This window comes from Aminipila sp., from assembly GCF_032051575.1.
Classification (GTDB): domain Bacteria; phylum Bacillota; class Clostridia; order Peptostreptococcales; family Anaerovoracaceae; genus Aminipila.
Genome location: NZ_DAMBYD010000014.1, coordinates 76,339 through 98,144, shown reverse-complemented (window position 1 = coordinate 98,144; position 21,806 = coordinate 76,339). Strand labels below are relative to the sequence as shown.

Here is a 21,806-nt window from a genome sequence, read left to right as displayed (position 1 = left end):
CATATGAGCAGAGTATTAGCAGGCAGATATGAATTGCTGGAGCAAATTGGTGAAGGCGGTATGGCCGTTGTATATAAAGCAAGATGCAAACTTTTAAATAGGTATGTGGCAATTAAAATCTTAAAGCCTGAATTTACTAAGGATTTAAAGCTAGTTGAAAGTTTTAAGAAGGAATCACAGGCAGCAGCAAGTTTAGTCCATCCAAATATCGTGGGCGTTTATGATGTAGGTAAAGAAGGCAATATTAACTATATTGTAATGGAACTTGTAGAAGGAAAGATTCTAAGCGATATTATTAAGGAGCAAGGACCTTTTGACTATAAAAGAGCAATAGATATAGGACAGCAGATTGCTGCTGGTCTTTCTTGTGCTCATAAAAACCATATAATACATAAAGATGTTAAACCTCATAATGTATTAGTAACAAATGACGGAGTAGCAAAGATTACTGATTTTGGAATAGCAAAATTTGTTGATAATGCAACTATTGTAGGTAACGCAGATACAGTAATGGGGTCAGTGCACTATTTTTCCCCAGAGCAGGCAAGAGGCGGATATGTAGATGAAAAATCTGATATCTATTCACTCGGTATTGTAATGTATGAAATGATTACAGGAAAAGTACCTTTTGATGGTGAAAACCCTGTAACAGTGGCGCTTATGCATATGAATAATGAAATCGTTCCTCCTTCAAAAATAGTAAGTGGTGTACCACCTATTCTAGAACAAATTATCATGAAAGCGACCAATAAGATCCAGGTAAATCGATTTAAATCTGCTGACGAAATGATGGAAGCATTGAAGAACGTTGATTTAATATCAAGCATAGTAGGAGATGCTGTTTATTTACACGCGGGAACCGTTGGAAATGGTATGGTAGAACTGTCTTCCGAACCTATAGAAAACGATGACAATATTTCTACTGAGGGGGATATAGAAAATATGGGGAAAAAAGCAAAGAATAAGAACGGAAAAAATAAGAATGGAAAGAAGAAGGTTCGATTAAACAAGATAAAGGTTACAGCCATAGTAATAGCCCTTATATGCGCAATCCCAGTAAGCGGATTAATTTATCACTTAATTTCAACTTTGGGCGAGGGCAGCGAAATAGCAGTTCCAGATTTATCAGGAAAGACAGTGGAAGAGGCTACCCAAACACTAGAAAAACTAGGACTGACCCTTGAAGAGGGTGATAAGGTATATGACGGTGAGTATGAGGAAGGCCAGATTGTATCCCAAGACCCAACAGCGGAGTCTAAGGTCAAAAAGGGAAAAATAGTCACCGTTAGTATCAGCAAAGGTTCCAAAGAAGGTACAGTCCCTAACATAGTTGGGAGATCTTATGATGATGCAGTATATCTTATAAAAAAGTATGGATATGATGTGGGAGAGGCAACGATTGGTAAAAGCGATATGCCAAAGGATACGGTAATCAGTCAGAATCCTAAGGACGGTGAAGAAGCTAAACCAGGAAGCTCTATAGATTTTGTAGTCAGCCAGGGTACAGATGATGGAACGGTTATTATGCCAAAATTATTAGGAATGACAATTGAAAAAGCAAAAGAAGCCCTTAAAGCAGAAGGGCTTAAAATAGGAGATGTGGGAGAAGATATGAGTGATGCCTACAGCAAGGGACAGGTAATGTGGCAGCAGGTTGGTGCAGGAGAATCGGTTGATAAAGGGGCTACAGTTAATGTAAAGGTAAGTACAGGAACAGAGCCATCTGGGCCAAAGACGATTGCGCTTGATATTGATTTTAGTCAGGCTAAAAATGTAGTATTCTTCTTAACAGTTACCGTGTCAGATGAGTCAGGAACAAGAAATATTTACACAAGAGAACAGATGCTAAAAGAAGATGGTAGTGAAATGGCTTCTATAACTGGAACTGGACAGGGAACCGTTACCGTTTTATTTGATAATGAAGTTGTAATGAAGAAGGACGTAAATTTCGACACTGGAGAAATTAATTAATGGTAGGAATAGTAGTTAAGGGAATCGCTGGTTTTTATTATGTAAAAGCTGAAGATGTTGTTTATCAATGTAAGGCACGGGGTATCTTTAAAAAAGACGGAATAAAGGTTGCAGTAGGAGATATTGTAGAAATCCAATTAAATGAGGGCAGTGATGCCCTCATTACTGAAATAAAGGAAAGAAGAAATTCCTTTGTAAGACCTCCTATTGTGAATGTTGATTGTTTTGCAGTAGTTTTTGCGGCGGCAAATCCCGAACCTAATTTCGCAATAATTGACAGATTTCTAGTCATGGCAGAAAAGAGTAATACCGATATTATAATTTGTGTAAACAAAATAGATTTAGGCAAAAATGACATAATTGACAAGCTTAAGAGTATATATCAAGGCGTTTATCCAATGGTATTTCTAAGTGGCAAAACTGGAGAGGGAATTGATGACTTAAAGGAATTGCTGACTGGCAAAAAATGTGCTTTAGCAGGTCCATCTGGTGTGGGAAAGTCTACAATTCTCAATGATCTTGAGCCTATGGCTGCTGTGGAAACAGGAGAAATCAGTGAAAAGACCAAAAGAGGTAAACACACGACCAGACATGTGGAAATCTTTGATACAGCTTTTGGAGCAATGATTTTTGATACCCCAGGATTTACTTCCTTTGAAGTTCTTGAGGCAGATGAGCAAGAACTTGCTCATTTATACCCAGAAATGCAAGAATACTTAGGACAGTGCAAATATGATAACTGTAGACATATAAAAGAACCCGACTGCAGTGTACGAGAGGCGGTAGCAGAGGGCAAAATCAGTAAAAGCAGGTATCACTCATATGTTGAACAGATTAAAGAAATAAGGGAGAAAAGTAGAAAATGGTAAGATTAGCACCATCAATATTGTCAGCAGATTTTTCAAAACTAGGAGAGCAGGTAAGCCTTATTGAAAAGGCAGGAGCTCAGGTAATACATGTAGATGTTATGGATGGCCACTTTGTACCCAATATCAGCTATGGAGCAACTGTGATGAAAAGTCTTTGCGGCAAAACAAAGCTGCCATTTGATGTTCATCTTATGATTGAAAATCCAGATAAATATGTTGCAGAATTTGTGACAGATCAGACTGAGTTTATAGTGGTTCATCAGGAGGCATGTCCGCATCTTCATAGAACCATTCAAAATATAAAATCATTTGGAGTAAAAGCAGGGGTTGCTATAAACCCTGCAACTTCCTTAAGTACGTTAGATTTTATATTGGAGGAAGTGGATTTAGTGCTGATAATGTCTGTAAATCCAGGATTTGGAGGTCAAAAGTTTATACAGTCATCTTTGGCTAAAGTTGAGGCTTTGAAACAGATTAAGGAAATACATGGGCTGAATTATGAAATTGAAATAGATGGTGGAATTGGCCTGGACAATGTAAAAGAAGTAATTGATGCAGGTGTTGAACTTGTAGTAGCAGGTTCTGCTGTGTTCGGAGCGCCGGATATAGATGCTAGAGTGAAAGAGTTTTTGACTATTTTTAATAGATAATAGAGTAATAGATATAGATGATGGAGGGAAATTTTGTGGCATTAGAAAACTGTGGATTAACAGAATTTGTAGGAGCTGGAATAGGCGACACAGTAGGTCTTGTCATTGCAAATCTTGATGCTAGTATACGGGGGAAAATTAATCTGGATTCAAGATTCCGTTCTATCGGAATTGTAAGTGCCAGAATAGGCGGTGGAACACATGTTATGGCAGCTGATACAGCAGTGAAAGAAACCAATACAGAAATTGTTTCCATTGAGTTTTCCAGAGATACTAAAGGTGGCGCAGGTCATGGAATTACTGTTATTTTTGGCTCGAAGGATGTATCTGATTCAAGAAGAGCGGTAGAAATCATGCTTACTGAATTAGATGAACATTTTGGTAATGTATATGTATGTGATGCAGGACATGTACAATTGCACTATACGGCAAGAGCTAGTTATGCTCTTAATACAGCTTTTTCTGCCCCTATGGATAAGGCGTTTGGCATTACCATTGGTGCGCCTGCAGCAGTAGGAATGTTAATGGCTGATGCAGCAATGAAAGCTGGCAATGTGGAATTGAGTAAATATGCAAGTCCTTCGGTAGGTACAAGCTATACCAATGAAATCATTATCACGTTTTCTGGAGATGCAGATGCAGTAAAACAGGCACTTTTAGCGGCCAGAGAGGTAGGTCTTGCTGTTCTTAGAGGTATGGGACAGAACCCAGTCTCTATGACAGAACCTACATGGTAGCTACAAAGGATTCCACTATAAGGCGGTCATTCGGCTGTATTTTAGGAAAAATAAAAAAGCTTTCTATATATTTAACATAGAAAGCTTTTTATTTTTATACGATTTAGAATGCAGTTTCCTGACCGTTTTTAGCTGCTTCTGGAATTTCAATTTTATCTACCTTATTGAAATTAGATAGCGTCATGGAAATAAACATTTTGTCAACTTTAAAGGTTACGCCTTGAGTTTGTTGAGCCTTAGCTTCTAACATTTTAGTCATCATTTGCTGCATTATTTGAGTCATATCCATCTCATATTTTACAGGAAGTGAGCTTTCTTTGTCGATCCATACTGCTACAGGAAGCTGACCTAAATCTTTATACATTGCATCAATTTCTTCTTCAGTCATACCTAATTGAGTCAACTGTTTTCCTGCACCTGAAGCTGCCATTACATCGCCCATAGCTTCCTTAGAAATAACACCTTCGTATTTTACTGCATCGCTGCCATTTATTTTCTCAGTAGCTGTTTCTTTAAAATCTTCCATTCCTTCAAGATATAGTTTCATGGAATTTTGTGCATTGTATTGTTCTAATTCAGCAGCATCACCTAAAGTCTGCTTCATCCAGTTTGTACCATCTGGACTCATATACATGATGTATTTGTCATCCGCTTTTTCTGCATACATAGTAACTTTTGCAGAGCCCTGAGCGCCCATATTCATATTCATATCCATTTTCATAGTTAATGGATCAGAGATGCAATCAATCTTACCAGTAGTGGAAGTTTCCATTTTTTGATCACCAATGGTCATATTCATATCCATATCCATGTCATAGCTCAAGCTTTTTACATTTTCAATGGCCTTTTCTGCATTTTTCATTACGTCAGTGGAGCCGCCACAGGCAGTTAAACCTGTAATCAGTGTAAGTGACATTCCTATTGCTATTAATTTTTTTGAGATTTTCATTTTCTCGTCCTCCTTAAATTAGATAAATTCCCACCTTTTGCTTTGGTAAATTTTTACACCCTAAACCACACCATTATACTACTTTTTATCACTTATTGCAATATATTATGTTTTTATTTTTGATTTTAGCATAAAAATAGACCGGTATTTTACCGGTCATGTATATTATTTACACTATTTTTAATGTCCAATCTTCAACATTCCAGATATCGGTTACCCAATCTTCATAGAACGTTGGTTCATGGCATACCAGCAGTATGGAGCCTTTGTATTCCATCAATGCTCTTTTTAGTTCGTCTTTGGCTTCCACATCCAAATGATTAGTAGGTTCGTCTAAAATCAGCCAGTTAGCTTCTTTCTGCATAAGTTCACAAAGGCGAACTTTAGCATTTTCACCACCACTTAGTACTCTCATCTGGCTTGTGATATGTTCATTTGTCAAGCCACACTTGGCAAGTGCAGAGCGAACTTCTCCGTTTGTATAGGAAGGAAATCTCTCCCAGATATAATCCAGAGCAGTGATTTCACTGTCTCTTCCAGCTTCTTGTTCAAAATAACCTGGAGCAAGGTAATCACCAAGCTCAATCATTCCTCCTAAAGACTTAATCTTGCCCAGAATAGTTTTTAGAAGTGTGGTCTTACCTAATCCGTTGGTTCCAGTAATTGCAAGCTTCATACCACGCTCGATTTCAAAGTTTAGTGGTTTAGTTAAAGGATCGCCATATCCAATAATCAAATCATTAGCTTGCACTAAATACCTGCTAGGGGTTCGGGCTTCTTTAAATTGGAAAGATGGCTTTGGTTTTTCTCTAGGCTTCTCGATAACGTCAATTCGATCCAGCATTTTCTGTCTGCTGTTTGCCATACCTCTTGTAGCGACTCTAGCCTTGTTTCTAGCAATAAAGTCTTCCATTTTTTCGATTTCAGCCTGTTGGCGTTCGTAGGCGCGTTCTTGTTGTTTCATTTTTATTTCATGCATATTTAAGAAATTGTTATAATCTCCAGTATACCTTGAAAGTTCACCATTATTTACGTGATAAATAACATTTACTACAGAATTCAAGAATTCTACATCATGTGAAATTAGGATAAATGCATTTTCATATTCCAAAAGATATCTTTTTAGCCATTCTATATGCTCAAAATCTAAATAGTTAGTAGGCTCGTCTAGAAGAAGAATGGATGGGTCCTCTAATAGAAGTTTAGTTAAAAGTACTTTTGTTCTTTGACCACCAGATAGTTCAGAAACATCTTTATCCAGACCTATTGAAGCAAGTCCCAAACCATTGGCAACTTCATTGATTTTAGCATCAATAGTATAAAAGCCACTGTGATCTAAGATTTGCTGAATTTCACCAGCTTCCTCCATTAGTGAATCCACGTCAGCACCATCTTCTGCCATTTGGTCATACATACCCAGCATCTTTTTTTCAAGCTCAAACATATTTTTGAAAGCATCACGGAGAACGTCACGAATACTCATACCAGATTTTAGGGAAGAATGTTGGTCCAGATAACCGACTGTAACATTTTTGGACCATTCAACTTTGCCTTCGTCAGGCTGTATATTTCCTATAATAATATTTAAGAAAGTTGATTTTCCTTCTCCATTAGCACCAATTAAGCCTACATGTTCACCTTTTAGCAAGCGGAAGGAGGCATCTTCTAAAATTGTTCTGCCGCCAAAACCGTGAGATACATTTTCTACTATTAACAAACTCATAATTAACTCCATTCTATTTTTGATTCAGCTATAAAAGCTAAATTAAATTCATAGCGAACTTATATTATTTTATTGGTAAAACGGCTAAAAGTCAATGTTAATAATACTGGTTAAAATTTTTTCAATTACATTAACTCAGGCATCAAGTATTAAAATGTATAATATGTCAAAAAATGGTTGACAAAAACATAATCCGTTATATAATAGAAATACGAAAATGGTAAAAAATGTAAACATTGGGAGGGCGATTAATGAGAATGAGGATACTTAGACCACTGCTTGGAATTATATTGATAGTATTATCCGTACTAGCCTTGTTGTGGTGGGAAAATACAGGACGTGAACAGCTGCTTATGAGCAGTGTAATGGTTGCAAAGGAAAATATTCAAAGGGGAACTATAATAGGGGAGCAAAATTTCGTAGAAATAAATAATATTTCGGAGAGTACCATACCTGGGTCCATAACTCCAAAAAGCTTTTATAAAATAAAAGGTCTTGTAGCAAAGCAATATATACCTAAACTTTCTCAAGTAATTCCTAAGATGTTTATGAAAAAAGATAAAATATTGCTTGAGGGTAATTCTATTTTCCCAATTAAAGATGTTTGGATTGATAGTAGAAGTAGTTCGCTGCGAAAAGGGGATACCATTGATATATTTGATGAAAGCGGCCAGTGTTATGTAGGGACTTTCCCAATTGCGTATGTAAAGGATTCAAATGAACAAGAGGTGGTAGGAACAGAGGGGAATCATAGTGAGGAAGTTTTGCAAAGGGATTTTAGCAGTTCCATTATATCTCGCGTAGAAATAATTACCTCACTTGAAGAGTATAAAAAAATTTGGGAACTTGCTGAGAAACAGAGCATGAAACTCTTGCTTATTCAAAAGGGGGAGAACATATATGAATAATTTATTTTCATTTCATGGTATAGACCATAAGGTGGGGGTTACTATGACAGCACAATCTGTAGCTGAATTAATTGCTTCTCAAAATAGTAATATAAAGGTTCTATTTATATCTTTGAATGGAAGGAAAAACTGTGAGTTTGTAAAAGAAGAAGTAAAAACGATTGATGAATTTAAACTGCAATTGGACAGCCAGATGCTTATAAGTAAAGATTTTGTAAGGGACTGCAGGCATAAAAAAAATTTACATATTCTAGCTGGTCTGTCGAATGAATTAGAAGAAAGATATTACTTTCCAGATGCAGCTAAATATCTATTAGAATCTGTATCAGGCAGTTTTGAAATAATTATTGCAGACACAGGAAGTGATCTTAATAACGGATTGGCATTAGGAGGACTGTCAATTGCCGCAAAAAAATATTTGATATTAACCCAATTGGAATCAAATTTATTCAGGTATGAGGAGATGTTGCCATGGTTTGAAAAAGCACTAGTAAAATTTGATGGATTTATTATTAACAAATTCTGTGAGGAAGATCCTCATACCTTGAAATACATAGTGGAAAGACTATGTATTAATAAAGAGAAATCCTTTAAAATTCAGGCTGCTGGTTATGACCGTCAAGCAGAGCTGGAACATAAAACACTTATGGAATTTAAAACAGATAGTTATTTAGAAGATATTGCTACGATAGCAAATAATGTGTTAAAGGCATCGGGGTTACCTCAAATACAATTACAAAGGAAAAATAAATTATGGAGAAATTTTATTTAGACAGTTTCTTATCAAAAGAAGTAAAGAAAAACAGAAGCTTATTTAATTTTAAAACGCTCTGCACATTAATAAATTTAGAATTTCAACAAGAATGGGAAGAGGAAAACAAAGATATTCAAAGGATGCTTTCCATACAGAAAAATGCAATAATAGGCTTTGATAAAGAGGTGGGGTTTTTTAAAAATAAAATAAAATATTTTGTTAAAAAACATAATGCTGGTGAGACAGAATTTCCAGCTTGGTACAAAAGTCTTGATGAAGCCATATACCACGAAAACTGGGGATTATCAGGAATTGCTGAGTGGTTTTCAGAGGAGTATGCACAGAGCAGTTCTTGTAAAGTTATAGGCAATAGAATTTATTTTCAGGAGCATGGAAAAATGGTTTTAAAACCTCAAGAAATTTGTCAGGAAAGGAGGGAACAGTTAATTAGGGCTTTTCTACTCATGACTCCAGAAGAACGTTTAGATAAGGATTTTCATGAAATATACACTTTAGACGGAACAAGAATAACTGTATTTCGAGGAGAGTCCGTAAAGGCAGGGCAAGATGTAATTATTTTCAGACGGTATATTATTCCTAATTATACATTTGAAGAGCAGGCTAAAAGAGGCACTATTCCATGGGATAGTATTCCTTTATTAGAAGAGATGGTTAAGTTAGGTTATTCTGTGGCTACTACTGGAGCAATGAAAAGTGGAAAAACATCTTTTTTAGCTACATTACAGAGTTATGAAGATGAAAGTCTTGAAGGCGTAATGTTGGAGACAGACCCAGAGATAAGTTTACATAAGTTAATGCCAAAGGCACCTATTGTCCAAATATTAGCAAAAGAAGATAAGCTAAAAACTGTAACAAAGCACTTACTAAGAAGTGATGCTGATTACTTAATTATGGCGGAAGCAAGAGATGGAGTTGCACTAGATACAGTGCTAAGGATAGCCAGTAAAGGCACGAGACGGCTTAAAATCACTTTTCATGAAAGAAATCCCATGAATTTTCCTTATGATGTAGCCGCAGAAGTTATGCTTAGTTTAGGAGGTGACATGGAACTTATAGCGAGAAGGGCAGCAGATAGTTTTGATTACATTTTTCATTTTATTCAATTGAAGGATAAAGGAAAAAAGCGATTAAAAGGAATATATGAAATGTATTTTGATAAGATAACAAACAAAATTATTATAACTCAAATTTGTGCCTACAATTATCAGAGAGACAGTTGGGGATGGCGATATGCAATAAGCAAAGATAAAAGGATTGCAGGAATCGAAGAAGATCAAGAGAGCTTTAAGATTTTTTCAAAAATACTAGAAGAATTGGAGGTGCACAATCCGATGGAAATTGAGGGGGCAGGTAATGAAGCACATAATGGAAGTCTTAATTGAGATGTGTATATATTTACTATTTTTAATCGGAACAGCTTTTGTTTATAGTAGAGATATCGCAAATTATTATGCGAAGATAAAATCAAAACACAGACTTAGAGAAAGAAGACGGCAGCTAAAAAATTCTTCTAAGATAGAAAAACATTTTGATTGTATAACAAGGGCTACATTAAATATAAAAGGAACATATTTAATCATATTTATGGGTGGGGTGTATTTTGTTGTAATGCTTCTAGCTAATCGGAATTTACCTATTATGAGCTCACTAGTTTTAGCCACATGTATAGCATCCGCACCATATATACTTCTTCGAATTAAATTTGAAGGAATAAGGAGGAAAAGCAGTTTTGAGGGGGAAATGATAGTCAGTAATTTCTTAAACCAGTATAGAATTGTAAATTTTAATGTTTATGAGGCATTAGAAAAACTACTTGAAGAAAGTAAAAACACAAAAGCCAGCAATCCATTTGTTTTAAAAATGCTTTTAGAACTTAGAAGTACAGGAAATCCCAAAGAAATAAAAAATGCAGTTAATAAGTTTGCAAGTATAATCAATACAAATTGGAGCAGGATGTTTGCTTATAATATACAGCTTGCTGCAGAGAAAGGTATAAACATATCTCTAGCCATTGAGGATATACTCATGCAGTTACGGGATGCAAGAACTATTTTTGAAGAGAGGAAGAGGCTTAATTCAGAAGCAGTAAGAATTGTAGTTTATATGATTCCCTTCTTATATGTATTCACAGTGGTAATATCTTTAAGATATATAGGCATGAGTTTTATTAAGTTTATAGAAAATCAACTGTTCACGAAAGAAGGTTTTTTATTCTTTACAGTAAGCAGTGTGATGTTTTTAATAAATATTGCAATAATGGAGATTGTTAGCAGACAAAAGTTTGATTATTAATGGGATTTTATACTTAGGTAAGATTAGGGGAGGGCAATGTTTATTAATATATTTTATGCTATAACATTATCTTTATTTAGCATGGGAATCTACTTCATTTTATATAAAGAAAAAACTTATTTTAAGAGGGGACTAATAAGGGATTTAGAAGCTAAAGCTCAAAAATCAAAAATAAGATACAATTTGAATTGCAAGATGGGAGCATGGCAAAATAAAAGACGAAATCAAATGGCAGATAAAGAGATTTATGAGGGAATATCCTTTTTAAGAAATATCATTTCAATAGACAGGGGGAAACAAGTTAGTACGGATTTTATAATAGAGCAGCTTTCACAAAGAGAAGGGGCTTTGCAAAGCATATATATTAAGATGTTAAGTCTTCTTCGGGTGAATAAAAAGAAAGAAGCACAGCAAACCATGGCAGATAGTTTAGAAACACCTATAGGAAAAGAGTTTGCAGGATTATTACTACGATGGGATGAGATTAATCCACTTGAGCTTTCAGAAATTTTACTGTCACATCAAAAAAGTATAAAAGAAATAAGAATGACAGAGCAGAGGCGAAAAGATGAAATCATTAGTGATTTCTTATATTTTCCAGTAGTTTTTAATGTGATTTTAATTTTTATTAATTTTATTTACGTTGGATATTTTATTAATCAGAAAGAAGTACTACAACTACTTTTTTAGAAGATAGTATTCAATTTGCTAGGGAGGGTAAATAAATGAAACAGATAATAGTTTTAGCTGCTTTTATTGCATTAGGCATTTTTATTGCAGGAGTAGTTATGGGATTTAAAGAGGATGTGAATGGTATTGGTCAAAAAACCACTAAAGCAATAACTAATATATCCAATAGTATGATGAACTAGGACTTGAAGGTAAGTGGTTATGAAGCAGTATGTAGTTTTGGTAAGCATGATTATGCTGGGAATATACATTTTTAATATTATAGCGGGAAACGGTGAGGGGACTATTAATTCTTCTTTGCAACATATTTGGCAACAGGGAGTTCTCATTAGGACTTATACTCCTTAGGCAGTTTGCCAGGAAAGTGGTGTGAAATGAAACAATTTATAGTGCTGATGGGGGTATTGCCGATTTTAATAATTTTTATGTTACAAATGGGCTTAGATCAAAAGAACAGCCAAATTACTTCGATTATTCAGGCTTCTGTATACGCCGCAAAGGAGGATGCTAAACAAGAAGGCTGTTTTACAAACGAGATTAAAGAGAAATTGAAAAATGAGATAACTAGGCTTACAGGTATTACTTCAGAAAAGATAAATATTGAAACGGACAGCAAGGTGAAATATAGGTATAGCAATGGCGAAGAAAGATTAATTTATTACAAAATTACTGTAAAAATTGATGAATTAATGGCGGCTAACAATATCTATGGGATTTCCGATGAGGACAATAGGTATAACTATGTTATAGACAGTTATACGGCTAGTGAAAAAATTTAATTATCAGTACTAGCATAGAAGTTTTTTAGGTGGGCAAAATATGAAAGTGTTTATTGTTTTTATAGGAATATTTATGGTAAGCGTTTCTGCAATTGTATATCAGGGTGATTTAGGAACTTATGGACATGAGCAGTTATTAATAAAAGAAGCAGCAGAGGAATGCGCAGCAGGGTCTTCATTATTTTTAGATGATGAGGAGTTTTCAAAAGGAAACATAGTATTTGATTATGAAAAAGGGATAAATTATACAGAAAATTATCTGGCATACATAACAAGAAATTCAAAAGCTTTGTCAAATGGAGTGGTACAGTATAAAATGGAATTTGAAGATGAGAAAAGGGGATATTCCCTCTCAAATGCAGAAAAAATACCAGCAATAACTGTAAAAATATCGGTAGTGACAGATGATTTATTCCGAGTACCTTTCATAGAAGTGACAAGTTTGGAAAGAAGCGCCCGATATGAATTGCCAGAGGAAAAATCGCAATAAATTTTTTATAAGGGCGACAATTAGTGCAGTTGTCGCTTTTTCAATTCTTTGGATTGCCATAGATGAGTCAGAGCAACATCCTGTTTATAAACCAGATTACAATAGAGATTCTTTGGATTATATATTTGAAGATATAAGGACAGCTGGAGAATTTGGGAAAAAAGAAAATCAAAAATTACAATTAACGGAGGAGGAATATGAATCTATTTTTAGACAAACTGGGTTAGGAAAACCAGCAGTAGACTATATCATTGAAAACAAAAAAGACTATGAGAGAGAAATCAAAAATTTCCAGAAAATATTTTTTGACGGTTATCCATATACTTGTGCTAAAATAGGAGTGTTAACATACAACGAAAGAATGAGAGATAAAAATGGTGAAAAGGTAAAAGGATATGAAATTGTTGATTTGCGGCCTGGAGATGTACTTGTAAATCTGTCCACACATACCATGGGATATCGGCATGGCCACTGCGGAATTGTTGTTAGTAAACCTGCTAAAGGCAAGGAAGCTAAAACGATAGAAGCAATTTACCTGGGTGAACCTACTGAGTATGAGACTACAGCAAAATGGCGTTCTTGTCCAACCCTTGTGCATTTAAGAATTTCTGAAGAAGCAGCAAAATCGAAAGGGTATACACAGGCAGAATTGGGGGAATTACTGGCGGAATATGTACAAGAGAAATGCTTAGATATAAAGTATGGGATTCTTCCTGAATTATCTAACATTAAAAGTGATGACCTTCGTAGTACGAACTGCTCTCATTTGGTTTGGTATGTTTATAAACAGTTTGGTTATGACGTTGATAGTGACGGAGGTCTAATTGTCACTCCAGCAGATATAGCCTCAAGTGATTTGTTTGAAATTGTACAGATATATGGAATTAATCCAGACTTTTAGGAGGAAAGCAGATGAAAACATTAGATGAAGTTTTAAAAGGGATAAAGGGAGCAGATGAAAAAGCTGTAGATGAAGCGCAGAAACACATGGATAGTTTAATTAAGCCTCTTGGTAGTTTGGGGAAACTTGAAACAATGGCCGTTAAAATGGCTGGTATTACAGGAAAGGTTAATAATAGCGTAGAAAAAAAGTGCTCCATCGTAATGGTAGCAGATAATGGTATATGTGCCGAAGGAGTTGCAGGAACTCCACAGGATATAACTTTAATTCAGGGAATGAATATGACAAAAGGCATCTGCGGTATGGGCGTATTATCAGCACATGCAGGAGCAGATATAAAGGTTGTTGACATAGGTATTATGTCTGATTATAACAATGATAAAGTATACAACAAAAAAATCAAATATGGTACAGACAATTTTGCTAAGGGTCCTGCTATGAGTCGTGAAGAAGCTGTGAAAGCTATAGAGGTTGGTATAGAAATGGTTGAGCTGGCTGTTTCAGAAGGATACCAGCTTATCGGTACAGGGGAAATGGGGATTGGAAACACTAGTTCAACAAGTGCCGTATTTATGACGATGACAGGAGAATCATCTGAAAATGCCGTTGGTAAAGGTGGAGGACTTACAGATGAAGCTTTAATACATAAAAAACAGGTTATAAGTGATGCCATTAAACTGAATAATCCGGATCCAAAGGATCCTATTGATGTGATTGCAAAGGTGGGAGGACTTGATATAGCCGGTATGGTGGGATGTTTCTTAGGTGCAGCATATTTTAGAGTTCCAATTGTTATTGATGGTGTAATATCAGCGCTTTCCGCTTATGTAGCAGCACAGATGAATCCCTCAGTAAAGGACTTTATTTTCTCAAGCCATAAATCAAAAGAGCCAGTTTATGATTTGATTTTTAAAGAACTTGAAATGGAGCCAATTTTGGAAATGGATATGAGATTGGGTGAGGGCACAGGATGTGCGTTAGCCTTTCATATCATATCAGCATCATGTGCTGTTATGAATAACATGGCTACATTTGATGATATAAAATATGATCAATCCTATAGAATAGACATTAGAAAATAAATAAATTTAGGGGTTGAAAAAAAGTATTCAAGTGATATAATTAAGTTTAGTTTAATATTTTTAATGCGTTGATGAGAAGAGTAGAGTGGGAGATATTTACAGAGAGAAGCCGGAGGCTGGAAAGGCTTTAATAAAAACCATTTGAAAACTACCTCGGAGTGGCCCCAATCAGGTCCGGTGATTCCGTTATAATCAAGAAGAGTGGTTTTGTAAAATCTTAGAACATATATCACAAAATAAAGGATATATTGAATAGGAGATTACTAAGCAATTAGGGTGGAACCGCGAGAACAGATAACTCGTCCCTTTCTGCAGTTTATGCAGGAGGGGATTTTTTATTGCAGAATAATCTCACCTGCTGAATCAAAAAATAATTTTTAACAGGAGGAATTAGTTAAATGAAGATTACATTAAAAGATGGCTCTTTTAAAGAGTACAGTGAATCAAAAGCTGTTATAGATATAGCAGCAGATATTAGCGAAGGACTTGCTAGAATGGCATGTGCAGGTGAAGTTAATGGTAAAGTAGTAGATTTAAGAACTGTTATTGATAAGGATTGTGAGTTAAATATTTTAACAGCAAATGACCCAAAAGGACTTGCAGCATACCGTCATACTTGCTCACATGTTCTTGCTGAAGCAGTAAAGCGACTATATCCTGAAGCAAAGCTTGCAATTGGACCTTCAATTGATACTGGATACTACTATGATTTTGAGTATGCACCGTTTTCCAGAGAAGATTTAGATAAAATTGAAGCAGAAATGAAGAAAATCATAAAAGAAGGTAATAAACTTGAAATGTTTACCATGCCAAGGACAGAAGCTATCAAATTTATGGAAGAAAAGGGAGAGCCTTACAAGGTTGAATTGATTCAGGATTTACCTGAAGATGCTGTTATTTCTTTCTATAGTCAGGGTGAATTTGTAGATTTATGTGCAGGTCCTCATCTGATGACAACAAAGCCAATTAAGGCATTTAAGCTTATTTCATCTTCTGGTGCTTACTGGAGAGGCAGCGAAAAAAACAAGATGCTTACTAGAATTTATGGTACAGCATTTACAAAGAAGGAAGAACTAAACGAATACTTGGTTTATCTTGAAGACATCAAAAAGCGTGATCACAATAAGTTAGGCCGCGAAATGGAACTATTTGCAACTGTTGACGTTATTGGACAGGGACTTCCTCTATTAATGCCAAAGGGTGCAAAGATGATTCAGACATTACAGAGATGGATTGAAGATGAAGAAGAAAGAAGAGGGTATGTTAGAACAAAGACTCCTCTTATGGCTAAGAGAGAATTATATATCATTTCGGATCACTGGGCACATTACAAAGAAGGTATGTTTGTATTAGGTGATGATGAAGATGAAAATGCAGAAGTGTTTGCACTAAGGCCTATGACATGTCCATTCCAGTACTATGTATATAAGCAGAGTCAAAAATCTTATAGAGATCTGCCTTTACGTTACGGCGAAACTTCAACTTTATTTAGAAATGAAGATTCGGGTGAAATGCACGGACTAACTCGTGTTCGTCAATTTACTATTTCAGAGGGTCATTTAATCGTTAGACCTGATCAGATAGAAGAGGAATTTAAAGCATGTGTAGACCTTGCTAAATACTGCCTGACTACTTTAGGTTTGGAAGGCGATGTAACCTACCAGATGTCAAAGTGGGATCCTAAGAATACTGAAAAGTATATGGGCACACCAGAGATGTGGGATGAAGTTCAGGATATGATGAGAAATATATTAAATCATATTGGTATAGAATTTACTGAAGCAGAAGGCGAAGCAGCCTTTTATGGTCCTAAGCTTGACATTCAGGCTAAGAATGTTTATGGCAAGGAAGATACTATGATTACTATTCAGCTTGACATGTTTCTTGCAGAACGTTTTGATATGTCTTATGTGGATAAGGATGGAGAAAAGAAAAGACCTTACATCATTCATAGAACTTCTATGGGATGTTATGAAAGAACCCTTGCATGGCTTATTGAAAAATATGCAGGTAAATTCCCAACTTGGCTTTGCCCTGAACAGGTTCGTATTCTTCCTATTTCAGAAAAATATCATGATTATGCAAAGCAGGTTAAGGAAGAACTTCAGAAGAGTGGTGTACTTGTAACTATTGATGAAAGAAGTGAAAAAATAGGTTACAAGATCCGTGAAACTAGACTTGCGAGAGTACCTTATATGCTGGTTGTAGGTCAGAAAGAGGCGGAAGAGGGCGTTGTTTCTGTAAGAAGCCGCTTCAATGGAGATGAAGGTCAGAAGCCGCTTCAACAGTTTATTAGTGAGATTTGTGAAGAAATCAGAACAAAAGAAATCAAGAAGATTAATGTAGAAGAAGAAGAAAAATAGACTTTTTATAACGCAGTATTCTAAAGGTAATTTAAAACCGTTGGTATTCAATAATTTGGATTCCAACGGTTTATTTTTTTTGATAGCGTGTCTAGAATGGATCTTATATTTTTTTCATCAACCTGAATAGTATGTATAGGCTCACTGATATCTTGAAGGTAATGTGCGTCTGAAGAAGTAATAATGCTGCAAGATGATAGAATGGGGTTAGATTCTGTTAACTCTTTTAATTTTTTTGTATCTTTAAATTCAGCACATTTAAATTTACTATCTAAGGGAATAAAACCCAGATTAGAAATAATACTGGTGGAATCCTTATCTAAATGTGCAGGAATGATAATACCATTATATTCAGTGACTAATTCCCACAGAGAGTCCAGAGAAATATCTGTACTGTTAATAAGTAGATTTTCTACATTTCCAATTACCTTATCCTGAGAATTACAAAGAAGCTGCTCACCAAATATTTTCGCATTGTTTTTTATGGGAAGTAAATGTTTATATACATAATCATCAAAATTTAATGCTGAAGTTAAATCGTAAAATAAGCATAGTACATGAACTTCTTCAGAAGTTGTAAGTTCCATTCCAGGAATCACGAGCAAATCATAGACTTGTGCAGCGTCTATAACAGAGGCACAATTTTTACAGGAATTATGGTCTGTTATAGCAATAACATCCAATCGTTTAAGTGCTGACATAGCAGCTATGTTTTGAGGTGTCATATCATTATCTCCACAAGGAGAAAGACAGGAATGAATATGGAAGTCATAAGACAAATTTATCATATTACATACTCCTGAATTAATTGATGTACTTTAAGAGCTGCATCAAAAATTGGCAACTCCGTATACATGACAGTTATGTTATGCTCTTTTGCTTTATTTAAAGCAGCATCATCTAATGTAATACCTTCAGCAAATATGATGCAGGCAGCTTCAGCCAGAGAAGCTACAGCCAAAGTGTTAGAATTTCCCATAACCGTCACCCATACACAGCCTGCGGGAGCTTTACCCATGGCTATGCTTAAAAGGTCACAGCAGAAAGGTTTTGCTATGGAAAAATTACCATTCCCACCATCGTTCGCTAATGTAAATATGTTCTTGGAAATTAATTGATTTATGTTCATATCATCACAACCTTTTTTCTTATTTTTCACGATTAAGGTCATTATCCAGTGTTGCAATTTGATTTATATACTTCTTTAATTTTGTTACATAGTCAGGGGTATTGGCAGCATTTAAAGTGGTATCATTTGCAAAGGCAGTAGCATCTTTGGAAATTTCATGGATTTGCTGCTTTAAAATATGAATGCATTGATTTTCAGTTGCATTACCCTTAACAATGTCTTCTGCAAGGGCTTTACAAGTGGGAGCCCCACAAATGCCGCAATCTAATTTAGGAAATTTTTCATAGATAGTGTTCACTTGATTCATAAGTGCCACACTTTCAATAAAGTTGCCGCTTAATTGAAATACGGGTTCGTAAACTACATCCACATTCCAGAATAATTCTTCATAAGACATATGTTTATGTTCTTCGGTATGTCTCTCCGGTAATGATTCTTTTATTTTCTTTAATTTGGTTTTAGCAATAAAAGGATTTTCTACGGTTAAAATTCCACCTACACATCCTCCATTGCATGCATCAAGTTCTATAAATCTTAGGCCACTCAATTTTTCATCCTCTAGGTCTTCCAGAACCTGCAGGACATTTTCAATTCCATCAGCAGACAAATATTCATCTGTCTCAAGAGCAAGAGCTTCACCACTACTTCGGCCCCAGCCAATTCCGATTCTGCCAGCAGTGGCAAGATTTAAAGGAGATTGGGAGGCTTCTTGCAAGTGAGCTAGGATTAATGGATAAATATCAGTTATTCCAATGGCTCTGTCTATAGAACTCTTTTCCATACCAAGAGGTTCTTTAATGTAAGCTACCTTTGATGAACAAGGTGAGATAAAGATAATACCTATTTTTTCGGATGGCAGACCAGTTTTTTCGATGGCTTTTTTTCTGGCTGCTGCTGCTGCTATTTCTACAGGAGGGTGCAATGGAAGTAAGTGATCAATTAAGTTGGGAAAACGTACCCGAATGAGCCGGACCACAGAAGGGCATGCAGTACTTACTAAAGGCCACTGCTCTCTATGGGTATTGACATAATCTTTAGTAGCCTCTGTAACTACTTCAGCACTGGCTGCCACCTCATATACGTCATCAAAACCTAACATTAAAATGGCCGTTAATATAGCATTTATATCGGTAATATTATTAAATTGACTGTATAATGAAGGTGCAGGCAGAGCTACCGTATATTCAAAATCATTTAAGCATTTAATAAAATCACGGTTAATCACTTTTGCGTGATTTTGACAAGTTCGAACACATTCTCCACAGTCAATACAAAATTCTTTTGTTATGCAGGCTTTGCCGTGCCTGACACGAATAGCCTGAGTTGGGCAACGTTTAATACAGTTTATACATCCGCTACATAATTCTTCTATTAGAGATACGGAATGAAAAAATTTGTCCATTTTTCCCCCTTCCTTTCAATACTATTTTCTTATGACGTTATAGGGATAATATATAAGTTAAGCTAAATTAACAAATATTGTTAAAGTTGTACCAATTCCAATTGTAGTATCTATTTTCATTTGGTCAGAATATTTTTTAATATTGGGAAGACCCATACCAGCGCCAAAACCTAAGGCTCTAGCACTTTCAGAAGCAGTAGAATATCCTGCCTCCATTGCTTTTTCAATATCAGTTATACCGGGACCAGAATCAGTAAGAACCATAATAATTTGTGTTGGTGTTACTTTTATATCAATGGTTCCTCCATTAGCATGAATAACCATATTGATTTCACCTTCATATAAGGCTATAGATACTTTTCGGATTATATCAGGTGAAACTCCTAGTTGTTTAAGCGTATTTTTTACATCACTGCTAGCTTCCCCCGCACGCGAAAAATCATTAGGTACAACAGTGTAGCGCAGAGAAAGGATAGTGTTATCGTTCATTAATGTTTCCTCCATGAAGCCCATTTGAATAAAGAAGGCCGCAAGATTTAAACATAGTTTCCTTTGTAGCCAGTAAACATATATTTTTTTCTGCCGCCATTTTAATAAATTCTTCAGTAGGGACTTTGCCTCTAACTAAGATGACACAGTTCATATCAAGCATTTCAGCGGTTCGAAGAACCTGAGTGTTACAAAGACCAGTAAGAAGAATATTCTGCTCTTTTACTAAAGCTAAAACATCACTCATTAAATCAGATGCAAAAGCACCCTGTGCAAAAGTATCCTGCAGATTTTCACCACTGAATATGGTTGCATCTAACAGCAAGATAATATCTTTAATTTGCATATTTACCTCCAATAAATAATCAAATAAAATTAGAAGCCGTTAAAAGTTAGACAATATTATACAAGTCTTAACTTTATATTTTTTTGTAGATTTTTGTGCAATAAAGTGATATAACTAATTTTGTACTATTATCGCATGTTGTATTATATTTGTAAATAGTAAGGAGGAATTAAATTTGGCTTGCATTAAAAATGAGATCCCTTTCCAAGGGACAAAAGAGCAAGAAGAACAATTACTAAAAGTAATTAATCAGTTTAGAGATGATAAAGGCTGCTTAATGCCAATTATGCAGGAGGCCCAAAATATTTATGGCTATTTACCCATTGAAGTTCAGACAATGATATCCGATGCTTTAGGGGTGCCACTTGAAAAGGTTTATGGTGTAAGTACATTTTACTCACAATTTTCATTAACTCCAAAGGGGAAACATACAGTATCTGTCTGCCTAGGCACAGCATGCTATGTGAAGGGCTCGGGAGATATTTATAATAAACTTATGGAAGTGCTAGGAATTGTAGGCGGCGAATGTACACCCGATGGGATGTTTTCTTTAGAAGCATGCCGCTGTGTAGGAGCTTGCGGATTAGCGCCAGTCATGATTGTTGATGATGATGTTCATGGACGTGTAACAGTAGATGATGTTGAGAAAATTATAGATAACTATAGAGAAGTGTAAAAATATATGATGACGGAAATTTCATTGAATATTTTAGATATTGCAGAAAATTCCATAAGAGCTGAAGCTTCGCTGATTTCGATAGAGGTAATCATTGATAATCATAAGGATGCTTTGACAGCAATAATCAAGGACAATGGAAAAGGAATGAGTGAAGAGCAGCTTCATAAAGCGGTTGATCCATTTTTCACAACTAGAACCACTAGGAAAGTTGGGATGGGAATACCATTTTTTAAATTGGCAGCTGAAAGTTCCGGTGGGGATTTTACTATAGGTTCGGAAATTGGTAAAGGCACTGAAATAAAAGCTTCTTTTAGGCTTTCTCATATAGACAGAATGCCGCTAGGAGACATAAGCAACACAATTTATACATTAATAGCATTTAACATAAATATTGATTTTGTGTTTATATATTCATACGATTGTAATAAATTTAGGCTTGATACTCGTGAGTTTAAAGAAATTTTAAATGGAGTTCCTTTAAATACACCAGAAATACTAACATATCTACAAGAATATTTAGATGAAAATAAAAAAGAAGTTGATGGCGGGTTACCGCTGTGACATATAGTGGAAAGGCAAGGT

24 protein-coding genes and 1 other annotated feature are annotated in these 21,806 nt (G+C 35.4%); of the genes, 17 read left to right on the top strand and 7 right to left on the bottom strand.

Features of this window, described 5'->3' with window-relative positions; genetic code table 11:
• Positions 1 to 3 precede the first annotated feature (3 nt).
• From pknB to pduB, 4 genes are read left to right on the top strand one after another with little or no spacing between them, the layout of a single operon-like run.
• Positions 4 to 1,971: a Stk1 family PASTA domain-containing Ser/Thr kinase gene (pknB, locus tag RTW14_RS17000; protein ID WP_312653675.1), complete on the top strand. Its 1,968-nt coding sequence runs from the start codon at positions 4 to 6 to the stop codon at positions 1,969 to 1,971.
• Positions 1,971 to 2,840, top strand: coding sequence for a ribosome small subunit-dependent GTPase A (gene rsgA, locus RTW14_RS16995; protein ID WP_312653673.1), 870 nt, complete (start codon positions 1,971 to 1,973; stop codon positions 2,838 to 2,840). The genes pknB and rsgA overlap by 1 nt, the downstream gene beginning before the upstream one ends.
• Complete coding sequence (rpe, locus tag RTW14_RS16990) at positions 2,834 to 3,490, top strand: ribulose-phosphate 3-epimerase (RefSeq protein WP_312653671.1); 657 nt, start codon at positions 2,834 to 2,836, stop codon at positions 3,488 to 3,490. The genes rsgA and rpe overlap by 7 nt, the downstream gene beginning before the upstream one ends.
• A gap of 35 nt (positions 3,491 to 3,525) precedes the next feature.
• Positions 3,526 to 4,227 (top strand): propanediol utilization microcompartment protein PduB, encoded by a 702-nt coding sequence (gene pduB / locus RTW14_RS16985; protein ID WP_312653668.1) that lies wholly within the window; start codon positions 3,526 to 3,528, stop codon positions 4,225 to 4,227.
• Positions 4,228 to 4,330: 103 nt separating this feature from the next.
• Here the strand turns inward: pduB and RTW14_RS16980 are convergent, their stop codons facing one another.
• Both RTW14_RS16980 and RTW14_RS16975 read right to left on the bottom strand, forming a co-directional pair.
• Positions 4,331 to 5,176 (bottom strand): DUF6612 family protein, encoded by an 846-nt coding sequence (locus RTW14_RS16980; RefSeq protein ID WP_312653666.1) that lies wholly within the window; start codon positions 5,174 to 5,176, stop codon positions 4,331 to 4,333.
• A 169-nt stretch (positions 5,177 to 5,345) separates the two neighbouring features.
• Positions 5,346 to 6,899 (bottom strand): ABC-F family ATP-binding cassette domain-containing protein, encoded by a 1,554-nt coding sequence (locus RTW14_RS16975; RefSeq protein WP_312653664.1) that lies wholly within the window; start codon positions 6,897 to 6,899, stop codon positions 5,346 to 5,348.
• A 251-nt stretch (positions 6,900 to 7,150) separates the two neighbouring features.
• Between RTW14_RS16975 and RTW14_RS16970 the strand changes: the two genes are divergently transcribed.
• From RTW14_RS16970 to thrS, 11 genes are all read left to right on the top strand, one after another.
• On the top strand, positions 7,151 to 7,807 hold the full coding sequence (locus RTW14_RS16970; protein ID WP_312653662.1) for a hypothetical protein: 657 nt from the start codon (positions 7,151 to 7,153) through the stop codon (positions 7,805 to 7,807).
• Positions 7,800 to 8,579 carry a hypothetical protein gene (locus tag RTW14_RS16965; protein ID WP_312653660.1) on the top strand — a complete coding sequence of 260 codons (780 nt, stop codon included), beginning with the start codon at positions 7,800 to 7,802 and terminating at the stop codon, positions 8,577 to 8,579. The genes RTW14_RS16970 and RTW14_RS16965 overlap by 8 nt, the downstream gene beginning before the upstream one ends.
• The gene (locus RTW14_RS16960) at positions 8,561 to 9,964 is read left to right on the top strand and encodes an ATPase (RefSeq protein ID WP_312653658.1); all 1,404 of its coding nucleotides are present in this window, start codon (positions 8,561 to 8,563) and stop codon (positions 9,962 to 9,964) included. The genes RTW14_RS16965 and RTW14_RS16960 overlap by 19 nt, the downstream gene beginning before the upstream one ends.
• Entirely contained in the window at positions 9,936 to 10,874 is a 939-nt protein-coding gene (locus RTW14_RS16955) for a hypothetical protein (protein ID WP_312653656.1), read from the top strand. Before RTW14_RS16960 ends, RTW14_RS16955 begins: the two co-directional genes overlap by 29 nt.
• A gap of 36 nt (positions 10,875 to 10,910) precedes the next feature.
• Positions 10,911 to 11,564, top strand: a complete 654-nt coding sequence (locus tag RTW14_RS16950; protein ID WP_312653654.1) for a hypothetical protein — start codon at positions 10,911 to 10,913, stop codon at positions 11,562 to 11,564.
• A gap of 35 nt (positions 11,565 to 11,599) precedes the next feature.
• Positions 11,600 to 11,746, top strand: coding sequence for a hypothetical protein (locus RTW14_RS16945; protein WP_312653650.1), 147 nt, complete (start codon positions 11,600 to 11,602; stop codon positions 11,744 to 11,746).
• A gap of 192 nt (positions 11,747 to 11,938) precedes the next feature.
• On the top strand, positions 11,939 to 12,343 hold the full coding sequence (locus RTW14_RS16940) for a hypothetical protein (protein WP_312653647.1): 405 nt from the start codon (positions 11,939 to 11,941) through the stop codon (positions 12,341 to 12,343).
• A 40-nt stretch (positions 12,344 to 12,383) separates the two neighbouring features.
• Positions 12,384 to 12,833 (top strand): hypothetical protein, encoded by a 450-nt coding sequence (locus RTW14_RS16935; RefSeq protein ID WP_312653645.1) that lies wholly within the window; start codon positions 12,384 to 12,386, stop codon positions 12,831 to 12,833.
• Positions 12,805 to 13,734: a hypothetical protein gene (locus tag RTW14_RS16930; protein ID WP_312653643.1), complete on the top strand. Its 930-nt coding sequence runs from the start codon at positions 12,805 to 12,807 to the stop codon at positions 13,732 to 13,734. Before RTW14_RS16935 ends, RTW14_RS16930 begins: the two co-directional genes overlap by 29 nt.
• Before the next feature lie 11 nt (positions 13,735 to 13,745).
• Positions 13,746 to 14,816 (top strand): nicotinate-nucleotide--dimethylbenzimidazole phosphoribosyltransferase, encoded by a 1,071-nt coding sequence (gene cobT / locus RTW14_RS16925; protein ID WP_312653641.1) that lies wholly within the window; start codon positions 13,746 to 13,748, stop codon positions 14,814 to 14,816.
• Positions 14,817 to 14,875: 59 nt separating this feature from the next.
• Positions 14,876 to 15,126, top strand: a binding site (T-box leader).
• Positions 15,127 to 15,214: 88 nt separating this feature from the next.
• Entirely contained in the window at positions 15,215 to 17,179 is a 1,965-nt protein-coding gene (gene thrS / locus RTW14_RS16920; protein WP_312653639.1) for a threonine--tRNA ligase, read from the top strand.
• A 47-nt stretch (positions 17,180 to 17,226) separates the two neighbouring features.
• Here the strand turns inward: thrS and RTW14_RS16915 are convergent, their stop codons facing one another.
• Genes RTW14_RS16915 through RTW14_RS16895 form a run of 5 tightly spaced genes read right to left on the bottom strand, consistent with a single transcriptional unit; the run spans position 17,227 to position 20,545 of the window.
• On the bottom strand, positions 17,227 to 17,967 hold the full coding sequence (locus tag RTW14_RS16915; protein ID WP_312653637.1) for a PHP domain-containing protein: 741 nt from the start codon (positions 17,965 to 17,967) through the stop codon (positions 17,227 to 17,229).
• Positions 17,964 to 18,308, bottom strand: a complete 345-nt coding sequence (locus RTW14_RS16910) for a hypothetical protein (protein ID WP_312653634.1) — start codon at positions 18,306 to 18,308, stop codon at positions 17,964 to 17,966. Before RTW14_RS16910 ends, RTW14_RS16915 begins: the two co-directional genes overlap by 4 nt.
• A gap of 19 nt (positions 18,309 to 18,327) precedes the next feature.
• On the bottom strand, positions 18,328 to 19,710 hold the full coding sequence (locus tag RTW14_RS16905; RefSeq protein ID WP_312653632.1) for a [Fe-Fe] hydrogenase large subunit C-terminal domain-containing protein: 1,383 nt from the start codon (positions 19,708 to 19,710) through the stop codon (positions 18,328 to 18,330).
• Positions 19,711 to 19,767: 57 nt separating this feature from the next.
• The gene (locus RTW14_RS16900; RefSeq protein ID WP_312653630.1) at positions 19,768 to 20,199 is read right to left on the bottom strand and encodes an ATP-binding protein; all 432 of its coding nucleotides are present in this window, start codon (positions 20,197 to 20,199) and stop codon (positions 19,768 to 19,770) included.
• The gene (locus RTW14_RS16895; RefSeq protein ID WP_312653628.1) at positions 20,189 to 20,545 is read right to left on the bottom strand and encodes a DRTGG domain-containing protein; all 357 of its coding nucleotides are present in this window, start codon (positions 20,543 to 20,545) and stop codon (positions 20,189 to 20,191) included. The genes RTW14_RS16900 and RTW14_RS16895 overlap by 11 nt, the downstream gene beginning before the upstream one ends.
• Positions 20,546 to 20,720: 175 nt before the next feature.
• On the opposite strand from RTW14_RS16895, the gene RTW14_RS16890 reads away from it, so the two are divergent.
• Both RTW14_RS16890 and RTW14_RS16885 read left to right on the top strand, forming a co-directional pair.
• A complete protein-coding gene (locus tag RTW14_RS16890) occupies positions 20,721 to 21,221 on the top strand; it encodes an NADH-quinone oxidoreductase subunit NuoE family protein (RefSeq protein WP_312653626.1) in 501 nt (166 codons plus the stop codon).
• A 6-nt stretch (positions 21,222 to 21,227) separates the two neighbouring features.
• Positions 21,228 to 21,785, top strand: a complete 558-nt coding sequence (locus RTW14_RS16885; RefSeq protein WP_312653624.1) for an ATP-binding protein — start codon at positions 21,228 to 21,230, stop codon at positions 21,783 to 21,785.
• Positions 21,786 to 21,806 lie beyond the last annotated feature (21 nt).